This is a genomic window from Aquimarina sp. BL5 (assembly GCF_003443675.1).
Classification (GTDB): domain Bacteria; phylum Bacteroidota; class Bacteroidia; order Flavobacteriales; family Flavobacteriaceae; genus Aquimarina.
Map to the genome: position 1 here is coordinate 1,163,536 of NZ_CP031963.1, position 15,393 is coordinate 1,178,928.

Here is a 15,393-nt window from a genome sequence, read left to right on the forward strand (position 1 = left end):
AAAAATCTACTTGCTAATTAGCTCCAAAAATCATTTGTTATATAGATTAAAACAATTCAATTAAAATTTAAGCAGGCTTGCTTGTAATTTTACAAAACTATAATTTTAACCATATGGTTTTAAAAAACTATTTCTTTTTAATTTTAGTGTTGTTTTTTTTAGGCTGTAAAAACACTTCAGAAATTCAAGTATCTAAACCACCAAACATTATCGTTATACTTACTGACGATCAAGGTTGGCGAGATGTTGGTTTCAATGGCGCGACGGATATTCCTACAAAAAACTTAGATCGACTTGCTAAAGAAGGTACTATTTTTTCTAACGGTTATGTCTCGCATCCTTATTGTAGTCCGTCTCGAGCTGGATTATTAACTGGCAGGTATCAAGCCCGTTTTGGTCACGATTGCAACTTGCCATACAAAGATGATAATGATGCCAGTATTGGCACTCCGTTGTCAGAAATAATGATTTCTGAAGCGTTAAAAAAACAAGGGTACACGACAAGCGCTATCGGTAAATGGCATGTTGGTGATCATCCAGATTTACATCCAAACAAGCAAGGTTTTGATCATTGGTTTGGTTTCCCTGGAGGAAACACAAATTATTGGGGATTTCCTGAAAACTACCTTAAAACCATTTACAGAAACGGCAAACCTGTAGATAGAAAAAACCTTAGCTATTTAACCGATGATTTCACGAATGAAGCGGTCAATTTTATAGATAAAAACGATGACAAACCTTTCTTTATATATTTGGCTTACAATGCGCCTCATGCACCAGATCAAACAACTAAAAAGTATTTAGAAAATACTAAACATATCGAAAATGCAGAGCGTAGCATATACGGAGCTATGGTTAATGGTGTGGACATTGGTGTAGGAAAAATTGATTCTACTTTGGTTGCTAAAGGTATTAAAGATAATACCTTGATCGTATTTTTGAGTGATAATGGCGGTCGTAAAAAAGTAGCAGATAATCAACCTAATCGTGGTTATAAAGGTATGCTTTTTGAAGGTGGTATAAAAGTTCCCTTTTTTATGACGTGGAAAAACGGTATCAAGAACGATAAAATTTATAAAAATCCAGTATCTGCACTAGATATATTTCCTACATTATTGAATATAGCTGGCGGAAATGCCAAAGATGAACCCCAATTAGATGGTAAAGATTTGTTACCATACTTAAATAATGAAACTGAAAAGCCGCACAATCTTTTATTTTGGCGTTCTTCTGGAGGATTTGAATACGCAGTTAGAAAAGATAATTTCAAATTATATAAAAGTGCTTTTAAAGGCAAAACCTTATTATTTGATTTAGAGAAAGACCCGAATGAAAATTTTGATATTTCAGATGAAAACGTTACTAAAATTAAAGAGCTAAATAAAGCCTATGCTAATTGGGATTCAAAAAATATAAATCCTAATTGGTATGACCCACATCCGGAAAACGTATTAAAAGACAAAGAAAATTATATAAAAAAGAGAAACAATTCTTTACACCCAAAAATCAAAAAAAAACTTAATAAAAATCTGAATTAATGTATAAAAAAAGATCTATCCTATTTTTAATTCTTTATGTCGTAGCCACCTTACAACTTTTCTCACAAAATCCATTGGTAACCCACATGTATACGGCAGATCCCACTGCACGAGTTTTCAATGGTAAATTATATGTTTTTCCATCCACAGATATCGTTTGTGAAGAAGGTAAAGGAGAAAACGGATTTTGTATGCCGTCTTATAATGTGTTTTCTTCAGAAGATTTAACCAATTGGACGGATCACGGAAAAATAATTGACCAAACCGATGTGCCTTGGGGGAAAAAAGATGGCTTTGGAATGTGGGCGCCTGATTGTGTAGAAAAAGACGGAACGTATTATTACTATTATCCTGCGCCACCTTTGGACAAAAGTGGTTTTAGACGTGTCGGTGTTGCTACTGCTAAAAAACCAGAAGGTCCATACGTACTTGAAAAAAACTATATAAAAGGTGTCAATGGTATTGACCCTAATGTTCTAAACGATGATGACGGGAAATCTTATATCTACTTTGGTGGTGGAAAAAAACTATATGTTGCTGAATTAAATAGTGACATGAAATCTATCAAAGGAAAAGCTAAAGAAATTGAAGGTTTGCCAGACGGATATAAAGAAGGCCCTTTTATGTTTAAGAAAGATGGTTTATACTATTTTACTTTTCCTCATGATAAATCCGGCTCTGAAGAAATTGCTTATGCTACCGGAACAAATCCGATGGGACCTTTTGAATATCAAGGAAAGATCATGGAACGCTGGAAAGATGGAATATGGACGAATCATCATTCTATTTTAGAATATAAAAAGCAGTGGTATATTTTTTATCATCATCATGATATTTCTAACAACCAACACTTACGCTCTATGCGCGCAGATAGTTTATTTTTTGGTAAAAAAGGACAAATATTAAAGACAAAAGCAACTTTGAGAGGTATTGGAATTACTTCTGCCAAAGAACACATCCAAATTGACCGATTTTCAAAATCAAAAAACGTAAAAGTTAGTAAACTAAAAGATGATAAAGTTGTTGGCTGGCAATTAGATTATATACAAAATGGTTCTTTTGTAACTTATAACGCAGTTGATTTTCGCAAAAAATACAACAAAGTAATTTATCGAGTTTCTTCTGGCTCTGATGGAGGCAACATCAAGTTATATGTAGATGGAAAATTAATCTCTACCACCAAGGTTGAAAATACTGGTAATTGGAACACCTGGAAAACGGTTGAAACACCTATTAACAAAAAAATAAAAGGGATAAAAAATATTAAACTAGTTTTTGAAGGTGATAGTAGCGATTATCTCTTAAATATTGATTGGTTAAAATTTGAATAAATTCTTGAAATTAATTCAAATTAAAAAGGGTATACTATAAAAGTCTACCCTTTTTAATTTTAGAATTTGAAAATAATACTAATTCTCAAATTCTTTCTTCTTTGCTAACAAAATATGGTCGCAAACCAAAACCAGTTCATCTTTCTGGTTAAAGATTTCTACGTGTTCATTAACAAGGCCTAATTCTGGACGTTTCGATTCTTTCTTTTCTGAAATGGTTACTACTACATGAATCGTATCACCGATATGAACAGGTTTTACAAAACGTAATCGATCATAACCTTTGGAAAAGGCTTCAGGGTTTATTTCTGTAGCTGTCATACCGATTCCTACTGCAAAAGTTAGGGTTCCGTGTGCAATACGTTGCTTAAACGGTTGTGTAGCACACCATTCTGCATCCATATGATGTGGAAAATAATCTCCCGTGTGACCTGCATGCACTACAAAATCAGTTTCTGTAATAGTTCTTCCTAGGGTTACTCTTTTATGTCCTAACTCGTAGTCTTCGTAAAATTGAGATTTAATATGCATGTTAAAACGTATTTATGTATTAATTTAAGTTAGTTCTTGATAAACATTGTTTGTTACTTTTAGCTGAGATAATTTTTATTTTTAATGGTATACGAATCGTTATTTCATTAATATCAGAAATTATCTTCCCATCCAGCCGCCGTCTACAAGAACAACAGAACCGTTCATATACGCAGATGCTTCTGATGCTAAAAACACTGTTGGACCAGCAAAATCTTTTGGGTCGCCCCAACGCCCGGCAGGAATCCGAGATAAAATAGACTCTGCTCTTTCAGGATTATTTCTTAAAGCCTCTGTATTATCAGTAGCAATATAACCTGGTGCAATAGCATTTACGTTTACTCCTTTTCCTGCCCACTCATTTGCGAAAGCCATTGTCATTTGACCAATAGCACCTTTACTAGCTGCGTAGCCTGGAACTGTAATTCCTCCTTGATAGGTTAATAATGAAGCCGTAAAAATTACTTTTCCAGCACCCTTTGCTACCATATCTTTTCCAAATTCACGTGTTAAAATAAACTGCGCTGTTTGGTTGACTTCAATAACCTGATCCCAATATTCATCTGAATGTTCAACTGCAGGGGCTCTTAAAATAGTTCCTGCATTGTTCACCAAAATATCTATTTGAGAGTGATTTGCTTTTACTTCCGCAATGAAGGCATATAGTGCTTTTCTATCTGAAAAATCACATTGATAGGCCGCAAAGCTTTTACCAACAGCTTCTACTGCCTTAGATACTTCACTACCGCCTTTTTCTAAAGATGCAGATACACCAATAATATTGGCTCCTGCTTCTGCTAAACCAACTGCCATTGCGAATCCTATACCGCGTTTACACCCTGTTACTAAAGCTGTTTTTCCTTCTAAATTAAATTTATTTAAAACACTCATTTTTATTTTGTTTAATAGTTCTCGACGGTTCTTGCGCTAAAGCTTTAGCGATATACACGTAAAAATTGTCATTATTTTTAAAGTGAACAATCCATTAAAATCTTCATACCATCAGGATTATTATCAATATTTTCAAATACTTTTTGAATACTTGTTAGTGGTTGCACATCTGTAATCATATCCGAAAAAGGCAATTCGTTCTTAGTAATTAAATCGATTGACTTTTCATAATCTTCCTTTTCATAAACTCTTGCTCCAATTAACTTCAATTCTTTCCAGAAAAACTTAAACAAATCAATTGGTTTTTTCTCTCCGTGAATAGCAACCATTAAAATTCTACCTCTAATGCCAGCAACTTCTGTCATCATATCCAATGCTGGTTGCACACCTGCCACTTCAAAAACAACATCAGCTAGACGACCTTTAGTTTGCTCTTTTACGTATGCAACTAAATCAGTATTCATAGGATTCACTACATTGAATCCCATGGCTTTTGCTTTATCGACACGTTTTTCATTAACTTCGGAAATAATAACATTTGCTCCGACTTGTTTGGCAACCATTGCCACTAAAAGACCAATTGGACCTCCTCCTAAAACGACTGCAGTTTCGCCTTTTACTAATCCACTTAAACGAACATCATGTGTAGCAACCGATAACGGTTCAATTAATGCTGCCAATTTTAAATCGGTATCCGCTTTTAATTTATGTAATGTAAATGCAGGTACATTCCAATATTCTTGCATTGCTCCGGGACTATCAATCCCTATAAATTTTAATTCTTCGCAAATATGATTAAATCCTTTATCCGATGGTTTTACTTTCCTGTCGTCTAAAGGGCGAACCACAATTTTATCACCAACTTTGTAACCAGAAACACCTTCTCCAACCGCATCGATCACACCAGACATTTCGTGTCCAATGGTTTCTGGAAGGTTAACACGTTTATCCATCATACCGTGATAAATATGTACATCTGTTCCGCAAACACCAACATAGGCAACTTTTATGCGTACTTCTCCTCTAGCTGGTGCTACAACTTCTTTTTCGATAACTGAAAAGGTTTTATTCCCTTCGTATTGTGTTGCTTTCATTTTTATATTTTGCTATTAGCTTATGTATTAAATATTATAATTTGGTTTCATACCACCTTCGTTGTTAGACTCGTAAGCAGCTTCTACAATTGCCATAGAATGCACCACATCTTCTACACTTGTTGGTAATTTATCTGTAGAACCTTCCACATAACGCATTAAAGATGCCATCGTACCTACAAATGCATCCGGAAACCAAGAACCTTCCAATTCAACTTCTATCCATTTTGGGTCTTCTCCTTCTTTTACAATACAATATTGAAACAAATCTGGCTTACCATTTGGATAATCTAATAAAAGACCAATTCTTGCTTTTATCGCTCCTTTGGTACCTTCCCATTTTACGAAACTTTCTTGATTTTTTTCTCCGAAATTATGGTCGTGATTGGTGTTTATAATCGCACGCATCGCATCATTATAATCTAGTATCGTTGTAGTGCGTGTTGACGACATCGGTTTTCCTGGATTTTTTAATGTTTTAGAATATACTTTCTTAGGGTTTCCTAAAAACGAACGAATTAAATCTATGTAATGAATACTGTGTTGCTGAATCTCTAAACGTGGATGATTAACTACATTAGGAAAATATTCCCAAGGTGTGTACGTTGTTAAACGCACTTCGAAATCATACAACTCACCAATTAATCCTTTTTCGATTATATATTTTGCTGCCATTACATAAGGCGCATAACGCATTTGACAATTAATAGCTGCTTTCAGTTTTTTTCTGCGACAAACTTCTAAAATTTCTAGAGTTTGCTCATAATAATCACCCATTGGTTTTTGAATCAAAACCGCAGATTCATCGGGTAATAACTCTAAGGTTGCTACAAACTGATTAGGCATTAAAGTCAAGTCGAAAACTGCATTATCTGGAGCAACAGCAACCATTTCTTCAACGGAATCATAAACATTTGGTATATTAAATGCTTTGGCCAAATCGGTAGCACGTTGTATAGTTCTATTGGTAATTCCTTCAACTACAAAACCAACATTTTTATAAGCTGGCAAATGTGCATCCCTAACGATCCCACCAGCGCCAATTATATAAATGGGTCGCTTTTCTTTTGGTAATTCTGGTTTATAAACTAGTTCCATACTGATTTTTTTCTATACGTTTGATTTCCAATTGCGCCAAGTCTAAAATGGATTTTATATCTTCTGATGTATTAATTACTTTTAAAACCAAAGTATCTATTACATCTGCAATTTCAGACCAATTACTTTGTCTTGGAAGCGAACGTGTTTTTTTATGTAACTCTTCTAACTTGTGATAATAAGGTACTTTTGTATTTACATCTTTATCGTGCCAAGTTGATTTCCTACAACCAATTGCGCCTTCTAAAGTGAGTAACTTATCATTTTCTTCATTTACGGCAAAATTGATGAATTCATAAGCTAATTCTTTATGCTTACTTCCTGTTCCTATAACATACATCCAATATGCATTTAAGGATGTACCCACTCCTGTGAATCCAGCCGGCACATTGCCAACATCTACTTTGCCCTTCACTTTTGAAGTCTCTAAAAACTCACACATCGAAGCAAAACCAAACCAATTTACCATCATTGCTAAATTACCATTCGCAAATGCCATTCCTGATTTTACAGAATCGAAATCTCTAGAGTTTGGATGAATCGCTTTTGTGTTTTTTAATGCTTTTCTATAAAACTCCATACCTTCAACAGCTGCTTCAGAATTTAATTTGATATTCTCATCATCATCGAACAACTCACCATTTCGAGTCCATAATTGTAAACAGAAATCAAATACTGTATTATGTCCGTCTGGATATGCCGCAAAAGTGGTTCCGTATAGTTCCTGTTCAGGTCTGTTGAAAAATTCTGCGACTTGGATTAAATCATCCCAAGTCTTTGGAACTTCTAAGGGCTTTCCGAATTTCTCATAAAAACTAACTCCTTCCTCAATAGATTCAAATAAATCTTTTCTATAAATTAAGCACTCTGGGCCATTGTGAAATGGTAATCCCACTATTTTACCCTCAAATTCTTGTTTGTACAATAAGGAATCAGACCAACCTTCAGGAAAATCTTGAGGCGTGTTTTCATTAATATAAGGTGTTAAATCTAAAACTGAATTAGTTGTATATGCTTCGGTAATCCAATCAGTATTAATTAAGGACATATCCCAAGTACCATTTTTTAAGCCTTCTTCTTTCAGAATAGTATCGTACAAAGGATGTAAATCCAAAGAAACCGTCTCTAACTCCAGATTGCATTTTTTTTGTTTACAAAAAGAAGCCCATATTTTATCGATAGCGCTTTCAAAAGCATCAAATTTTCTTACCGCTATCCTAAATTTATTTTCGTGCATTATTCGATAATTAATTCGTTAACAATCGACTCTGTGTGCTCTCCCAAAGCTGGTGAACCTAATGTCGATTTTAATAATTCACCATCAATTTTTATAGGGCAACGTGTGGTTTCATATTCGAAACCATCACCCATTTTAACTTTCTGGATCATATCCAAAATCTTAAAACCCTGATAACCAAATAAAGTCTTCCAATTCATAACACTGGCACACCAAATGTCTGCAGGTTCTAATATGGACAACCAATCTTCTGTCTTTTTTGTTTTTAAATGGTTTGCTAAAATATTTTTAATCTCGTCACGCTTTGTAAACCAACTTGCGACTTCCGTGTAACTTAATAACTGCTCACAGTCCAACAATTCGCCTAAAAACGGAATTGCACCCATCGCCAAAGCTAGATAACCATTTTGTGTCTCATAAATTCCGTAAGGAGCTCCCAAATAAGCATGTGCATTATTACTTGCTGTTCTTTCAGTTGGCTCACCACCATCATGATAAAATGTAGTAATGGTTTCGAATTGAAAGTCCAAAATAGATTCTAACATGCTAACAGAGACCTTAGTGCCTTTGCCTGTTCTAGCCTTTTTAACTAAAGCTGCTAGAATACCCTGAGCCAAATGTGAACCTGATAATATATCTACAATGGCCAATCCCATTGGTACTGGTCCACTACCTGCATTGCCACTTAACCAAGTTAAACCAGATAAAGATTGTACTAATAAATCTTGACCAGGCTTTGATTTCCATGGTCCTTCAGTGCCATAACCTGAAATATTTCCATATACAATGTTTGGATTTATTTTCTTAATAGTTTCGTAATCAAACCCTAAACGTTCTATAACACCTGGTCTAAAATTGTGAACTAAAACATCCGCTTTTTGAATGAGTTTTAAAACGCGTTTTTTATCTCTTTCATTTTTCAAATCTGCTTGAAAGCTTTCTTTATTTCTATTAATTGCGCGAAAAACAGATGATTCTCCATTAAGAATAACATTAGAAACATATAATTGACGACAAATATCTCCTGTTTCTGGCCGTTCTACTTTTATAACTCGAGCACCTAAATCTGCCAAACGTAACGTTGCTGATGGTGCGGATAAAAACTGACTTAAATCTATAATTAATATATCTTGTAATGGTTTCATACTTATAAATCAAATTCCTTAATTAAATCGTCTGTATGTTCTCCAACTCTTGGTGCTCCTTTTGGTGCATATAAAATTTCATCATTTAAACGAATAGGGCAACGTGTAGTGTGTACCGTTTCTCCAGAATTCAATGTTAAGATTTGGTCCATTCCTAGAACCTCATAAGCATCATGATTTAGTAAAGTTTTATAATCAAACACATCTGAAGCCCAAATACCTTCGGCCTCTAAAATACTGAGCCAATAGCTTGTGGTATTATCTATTAAAACTGACCTTAAAATATCCATTATTTCGTTACGTTTTTCGAACCAATCATTAGAGTTTGTGTAGGATTGTAAAAGATTGTTTTGTAACACGCTACCTAAATTAACCAAAGACCCCATTGCTAGTGATATATAACCATCTTTGGTTTTATACACACCATATGGCGCGCCTAAATATGCGTGTGCAGATCCTTTTTCAGCTCTCATAGGTGGTTTGTTTCCATCATTTAAATAGGTGGTAATAACTTCAAATTGAAAATCTAACATAGATTCTAATAAACTTACTTCGACCAAAGCTCCTTTATTTGTTTTATGACTTTTAATAACAGCAGCTAAAATTCCGTGAACTAAATGTGTCCCAGTAATAATATCTGCAGTTGCTAGTCCCATTGGTACAGGTCCATCTTTTGCATTTCCTGTTAAATTAACTAAACCCGACATACATTGTAACAATAAATCTTGACCTGGTTTCTTCGCCCAAGGCCCTTCTGTTCCGTAACCTGTAACTGTTCCGTAAACTAATTTAGGATTGATTTCTTGCACAGTTTTATAATCTAACCCTATTTTCTCCATAACTCCTGGACGAAAATTATGAGTCATTACATCTGCCTTTTTAATCAACTTTTTTATTCTACTTAAATCATCTTTATTTTTTAAATTTGCTGCGTAAGATTCTTTATTTCTATTTATAGTTTGAAACACCAAACTACTATTATCTACAAACAAGTTTTTAATAGCTATTTGTCTGCCACCTTCGCCAACTTCTGGTCGTTCTATTTTAATAACTCTAGCTCCTAAATCTGCTAAACGCAATCCTGCTGAAGGACCTGCCATAAATTGGCAAAATTCTAGCACTAAGATTCCTTGCAATGGTTTCATTTAAAAAACTTATTAGTTTAATCCTTTATTAGTGATCATTATATATCTAATGACTTTATATATAGCTCATTTAACTTAGAAAGTAATTCTTTTTCATCACTTCCATTCATTAAATAAGCTCTTATTGGTGCTCCCGCTCTATCTTGAAAATACATATGACCATTATAACGCGGACGTAAAAATGCTCGGTCTAAACCTGGTAATGTATTTTTAAAAAAGTTTGCTGTTACACTATTTGTATGGTCGTCTATCCATGCTTTTCTGTGTCCCGGTTGTCCTCCATTATCAAAAAATATCGTTTTTTGACAATCTTCTGAACCTACATATGCTACATATTTCATAACGGTTTCTATTTCTTTTGTTTCTGCTGAGACTGCTAAACCAGTTCCTCCTAAAGTAGAAATAGCTCCAACACCATTGATTTCTATCATATCGTGAAAATGCAGCAACTTACGCGCGTAACCATTACGGCTGTAATTGGTATAACCATAAGCCCAGGGACAGTATGCGTATTTATCTGTTTGTGTCATCGCTTCATAACATTGAATCGGGTTCCATTCAAAAATTTTAGAATCCATTTCTACAGCTAAAGCTCGTAGCATTTTTAAAGCTCTAACTCCGGTTTTCTCGCTAACGACCTCTTCTTTTGATGAACATACTTCTTCCCCTAAATTACAGCACATCATGTAAAAATTCATTAATGTATCCTGAGGAATACCTGGCATAATGACCAATCCTTTTTTTGCTAAGGCTAATAAATCTTCATAGGTTTCTGGTAACCTCAAACCCTTTTTAGCCAAAATATCAGGCCTACTAGAAGCTACTGGTGTTGCCGCATCTACTGCTAATGCCCATTGATGACCGTTTGAAGAATAACTTTCGTGAGAACGCCCAACCGTGTTTTCTTCTAAATCTTTCATAAAAGATGCCGGCAGGTACTCGTCTAAAGGTAAAATAACATCATTTTTTCCGGCAAAACCCGCCCAAGGATGATCTATTATTAATAAATCATAGCGTTTTGCTAGCTCATTAATTGGTTCATCCGCAAATGCTTGTAAAGAGCGTTTCTCCCAAGTAATTTCGACATTTGGATTTAACTCAGAAAAACGTTGCGCAGTTGCAACCATAGAAGTAAATCCTCGGCTATGATTCCACGTTATGCCTTTTAATTGTATGGTTTTTGTAGTCATTATATATTTTTTAATGTCCTCCTATATTTCCTTCTCCTATCATAGTCCCGTAGGCCATTGTGATGAAAGAAGCTATTAAAACAACCAAAGCAAGAATTAAAATAGTATTTGTTTTTTTCGTGACTTGTTTCCATTCTTTTAAAATAATTCCAATAATATAACTGAAGAAAATAAGCATTGACATATGTATCACCCAACTTGCAAAACCAAATTCGCCCATGTTTGTATGTCCAATCCCATAGAAGAAAAATTGACCGTACCATAACGCTCCTGTTAACACACACATAGCAAAATTTACCCAATAAGTTTTTACACCAACTCCCTTTATATCAACAAGTTCTTTTAAAGTTCCTTTTTTCAACCCAACAACAGTGAACCAAACTAGGTTGGTAATAAAAGCACCTAAAGTTGATAAAATTAATTTTGCGTTTCCTTGAAATTGACCTGCTCCATTTGCCTCTGCAATTGCTGAAAGCGGTTCTCCTACCTCTAAAGAGATTCCGAATACTGCAGACAAGACTCCTGCTATTAAGGTTAGAATTAAACCTTTTTTCATGTTAAAAGTCAAAGGTTCTGCGCCTTCGACATTAATACCTTTCAAATCTTTTTCTTTTCTATAGCCTGCAACACCACAAATTACAATTCCTATTAGGGCGAAAAACATTCCTAAAAAAACAATATGCCCTCCTGGAGCATTAAATTTCTCGGACAGTTCTCCGTGCATAATTAGCGGAACAATGGTTCCCAATATTGCAGAAATACCAATAGAAATAGTATAAGTTAACGAATAGCCAATATGCCTAATGGCAAGACCAAAGCACATACCACCAAAACCATAGACGACCCCTAATAATGTTGCATTTATCAATACAGAAATATCTGCTTGCGTAAATACATCTATTAAATTAGGAACGGTTAAAAACCCAATAATAAAGGGAAAAATAAACCAAGCAAAAGACGCTTGCAATAACCAATAAGTATCCCAAGACCATTGCTTAACTTTTTTAAGTGGAACATAACAAGTTGAAGCTGCCACACCTCCTACAGCGTGAATTAAAGTACCTATAATTGGATTTGCCATTATTAATATAATTATTTATATACGAATATATATTTTATATATGAATTACGCAACAAGACAATTAGTTTTCTTAAATTTGAAAAATACAAACCTAAAAATGAAGAAAGAAAAACCTTTAAAATACAATGCTCCTGCTCTTAACAAAGGTTTAGATATTATTGAATATCTATCAAAAGAAGGTATTCCGCAATCTCAAGCTGAAATCGCTCAAGGCATAAACAGAACGCCTAGTGAAATTTATAGAATGTTAGTATGTCTAGAAGAAAGAGGTTACATATTAAGAGGTGTTAATGCAGGAAAATACAGGCTATCGTTAAAAATGTATAGTCTATCACATACGCATACACCTTTCGATGAATTAAAGCGTGTGGCACGTTATCCCATGCAAGAACTTTCTGAAAAGACCAGACAATCTTGCCACCTCAGCATCATTAATAATGATCAATTACTAGTAATTTCACAAATACGTAGCCCAAACGCTGTATCTTTATCTATCGAAGAAGGCACCCACTTCCCTTTATCCATGACCACTTCTGGTATGACACTTTTATCTATGCTATCTCAAGAAAATAGAGAAACTATTTTATCAAGAGATGCTCATTACAAAAAATGGAAAAAAGAGCAGAAAGAAGAATTATATGAAGCTATTACAACAATAGGAAAAACAGGATATCGTTATGCTATGAGTAAGCTAACAAGCGGCGTTACAGATATAGCGATACCAATTGGTTTAAAAGACTCTGAATTATCTGCTGTTTTAGCCATTTCTGTATTTTCTTCAAGCCTAGAAAATGAATTAAACATTAAAGACATCTTAAATGACTTAAAAAATACGCAACAAAAAATTAATAAATTAATTTGTAATTAACCATATTTAAAAATACCGCACAAAACTCTCTTAAAATAAAATTAATAATTTATTTGTTAAATTTTTAATGAATATTATTTTTTACACCCAAAAAACATATGTTTCCTTAATAAACACAACAGAATCTTCTATCTACGATTTTAAAAATTAATTTTCGTTGAATCTAAAAACTCACGAAAATGAAAAAAATTAACCAGATCTTTATCTTATTTGTAGCGCTACTTTTAAATACAAATATTTTCTCACAACCGCCAGGAAATATTAACGACTGGCAGATAGACTCTAGATATTCTGATGAGTTTAATGGTAATCTTAACAAATGGTTTGTCAAAAATACCACAAACGAAGGTTTTTTAGCAAGTCAGGTAAATGTCTCTGGTGGAAAGCTAACCATATCTAACTCCTGGGATGGAACAACATCTAAAGGCGGATGGGTTGAATCCGTAAATCCAATTGCTTCTAATGAGAAGTATGGTTATTATGAAGCTAGATTAAGAATAAATGGTCCAAACAATGGCAAAGTTTGGCCTACATTTTGGATGTGGAACGCCAATGCCAATAATCCAACAGAAATTGATGTTATGGAGTATAGTGGTTTTGCTTTTCAAAATCATTTACAAAGAGCAACATCTTCTCATCATTACACACAAAAACAACCAATAGAAGGTCGATCAAACTCTACAACTAGAGACTATTCTGTAGTACAAAGAAATGCTTTTGAAGAACATACCTGGGGTGTACTTTGGGCAAAAGATAAAATTGTATTTTTCTATGACGGTGTCGAATATTTTAGATCCAAACAACCGCAAAACGCAGCAGTTGATCCAGCACCTACAAAAATTATATTAAGCTCTTCTCCTCACTTAAGACAAACCAGATATAACATCTGTTGTAGCGGTGGTGTAGCTTACCAACAAGACAACCCCTTAACGAATGCAAATGCTGTAGGGCCTCTAGCAAGCTTTGAATTACAATGGGTTCGATTTTGGAGAAAAAAGCCAGGGACTTCGGAAGTAACTCCTTTACCTTCTGATTATGGAAACGGTATTAACAATGCTCCTATTGGTTCTAAAATATGGTTAAAACAAGCAAGTGGACCAGGTAAATACCTATCGGTAGAATCTGGCGGTGTTTTAAAGGCAAATCAAACAAGTAATACTGCAAATAAAACTCACTTTACAGTTGAAAGCCATCCGGCAAACAATGGTATTGTTTTAAAATCGGCTGCTACAAATCAATATTTAAGAATAACTGGCACCAATGAAACTGCTCCAATTATAGCTACCTCTAATAACAAACAAGCCTGGGAAAAGTTTCATTGGAAAGATAGAGGAACGAATAAAGTTTCTTTACGCAGTTATGAATTAGATGCCTGGGTTATAGCTCCACAAAATCAGACAAATCCATCAGTTACCTCATTAGCTGCTCAACCTTTAAGTTGGGAATTATTTGATTGGGGTATAGTTGGCACTAGTAATCCGCCAATAACAAATGGGGCTCCAATCGGTAGTACTATAGGTATTATTCCTGTGCAAGCCAGCTGGGTAAACAGAAACGGTAAACCAGCCTTAGGATATATTTCTACACGTTTTGATAATAACGGATTAGTACAATCTTATGCTGATACAAATGCTCCAACCCAAACTTGGAAAGCATGGGAACGTTTTAATGTAGAAACCCATCCAAATGGAGGTATCGCACTGAGTGTCCAACAAAATGGCACCAAATATGTACAACATAATGGCACAGGAAACTTAACCGCAAATGCTACCAATAAAAATAGTAACGACACTAAGTTTACTTGGGAAGTACTAAATGGCACCAGACGTTTTGCCCTTAAAACAGCTACCGGACAATATGTTCAAGTTCCTCAAAATGCTGCAGGAAACCCTATATTAAATACTAGTGCTACAGCGCGCGGAGATTGGGAGATTTTATCGTACACAGATGTGGGAAGTTCCGCAAGAGTTAATAGTACCAATTCTATTAAAACAGAAGCTGATGAGATTTTTGGGGTAAAATTATATCCTAATCCTGTTAACGCTGGAGACAATGTTTATATTGACACTAATTCCGAAGCCATACATGTTGCCGTTTACAATTTAAATGGAGTACTTCTTTTACAGGGTAAATCTTCAAAAATAAACACCTCTAAGCTTTCTAGTGGTATGTATTTGGTTAATTTATCCTCAAACGAATCTCATAAAACCATAAAATTAATTATTAAATAAACCATACTTAAAA

The 15,393-nt window shown here is 34.5% G+C and carries 13 protein-coding genes; 4 read left to right on the forward strand and 9 right to left on the reverse strand.

Annotation, left to right across the window (positions count from 1 at the left end; translation table 11 throughout):
• Positions 1–113 precede the first annotated feature (113 nt).
• Complete coding sequence (locus D1818_RS05085; protein WP_118456707.1) at positions 114–1,538, forward strand: sulfatase-like hydrolase/transferase; 1,425 nt, start codon at positions 114–116, stop codon at positions 1,536–1,538.
• On the forward strand, positions 1,538–2,869 hold the full coding sequence (locus D1818_RS05090; protein WP_118456708.1) for a family 43 glycosylhydrolase: 1,332 nt from the start codon (positions 1,538–1,540) through the stop codon (positions 2,867–2,869). Before D1818_RS05085 ends, D1818_RS05090 begins: the two co-directional genes overlap by 1 nt.
• Positions 2,870–2,947: 78 nt before the next feature.
• Here D1818_RS05090 and D1818_RS05095 read toward each other — a convergent pair whose 3' ends face one another.
• From D1818_RS05095 to D1818_RS05135, 9 genes are all read right to left on the reverse strand, one after another.
• The gene (locus D1818_RS05095; RefSeq protein ID WP_118456709.1) at positions 2,948–3,400 is read right to left on the reverse strand and encodes a MaoC/PaaZ C-terminal domain-containing protein; all 453 of its coding nucleotides are present in this window, start codon (positions 3,398–3,400) and stop codon (positions 2,948–2,950) included.
• A gap of 120 nt (positions 3,401–3,520) precedes the next feature.
• Positions 3,521–4,291, reverse strand: coding sequence for an SDR family oxidoreductase (locus tag D1818_RS05100; RefSeq protein ID WP_118456710.1), 771 nt, complete (start codon positions 4,289–4,291; stop codon positions 3,521–3,523).
• A 77-nt stretch (positions 4,292–4,368) separates the two neighbouring features.
• Positions 4,369–5,385, reverse strand: coding sequence for a zinc-binding dehydrogenase (locus D1818_RS05105; protein WP_118456711.1), 1,017 nt, complete (start codon positions 5,383–5,385; stop codon positions 4,369–4,371).
• A gap of 27 nt (positions 5,386–5,412) precedes the next feature.
• Positions 5,413–6,483: a Gfo/Idh/MocA family protein gene (locus D1818_RS05110; protein WP_118456712.1), complete on the reverse strand. Its 1,071-nt coding sequence runs from the start codon at positions 6,481–6,483 to the stop codon at positions 5,413–5,415.
• Positions 6,467–7,720 carry a sugar ABC transporter substrate-binding protein gene (locus D1818_RS05115; protein WP_118456713.1) on the reverse strand — a complete coding sequence of 418 codons (1,254 nt, stop codon included), beginning with the start codon at positions 7,718–7,720 and terminating at the stop codon, positions 6,467–6,469. Before D1818_RS05115 ends, D1818_RS05110 begins: the two co-directional genes overlap by 17 nt.
• Complete coding sequence (locus D1818_RS05120) at positions 7,720–8,865, reverse strand: CaiB/BaiF CoA-transferase family protein (protein WP_118456714.1); 1,146 nt, start codon at positions 8,863–8,865, stop codon at positions 7,720–7,722. Before D1818_RS05120 ends, D1818_RS05115 begins: the two co-directional genes overlap by 1 nt.
• 2 nt (positions 8,866–8,867) lie before the next feature.
• The gene (locus tag D1818_RS05125; RefSeq protein WP_118456715.1) at positions 8,868–10,010 is read right to left on the reverse strand and encodes a CaiB/BaiF CoA-transferase family protein; all 1,143 of its coding nucleotides are present in this window, start codon (positions 10,008–10,010) and stop codon (positions 8,868–8,870) included.
• A gap of 38 nt (positions 10,011–10,048) precedes the next feature.
• On the reverse strand, positions 10,049–11,200 hold the full coding sequence (locus tag D1818_RS05130) for an ABC transporter substrate-binding protein (protein WP_118456716.1): 1,152 nt from the start codon (positions 11,198–11,200) through the stop codon (positions 10,049–10,051).
• Positions 11,201–11,210: 10 nt separating this feature from the next.
• Positions 11,211–12,281: an L-rhamnose/proton symporter RhaT gene (locus D1818_RS05135; RefSeq protein ID WP_118456717.1), complete on the reverse strand. Its 1,071-nt coding sequence runs from the start codon at positions 12,279–12,281 to the stop codon at positions 11,211–11,213.
• A gap of 40 nt (positions 12,282–12,321) precedes the next feature.
• Between D1818_RS05135 and D1818_RS05140 the strand changes: the two genes are divergently transcribed.
• The gene (locus D1818_RS05140) at positions 12,322–13,149 is read left to right on the forward strand and encodes an IclR family transcriptional regulator (RefSeq protein ID WP_118456718.1); all 828 of its coding nucleotides are present in this window, start codon (positions 12,322–12,324) and stop codon (positions 13,147–13,149) included.
• Positions 13,150–13,328: 179 nt separating this feature from the next.
• A complete protein-coding gene (locus D1818_RS05145) occupies positions 13,329–15,380 on the forward strand; it encodes a T9SS type A sorting domain-containing protein (protein ID WP_118456719.1) in 2,052 nt (683 codons plus the stop codon).
• Positions 15,381–15,393 lie beyond the last annotated feature (13 nt).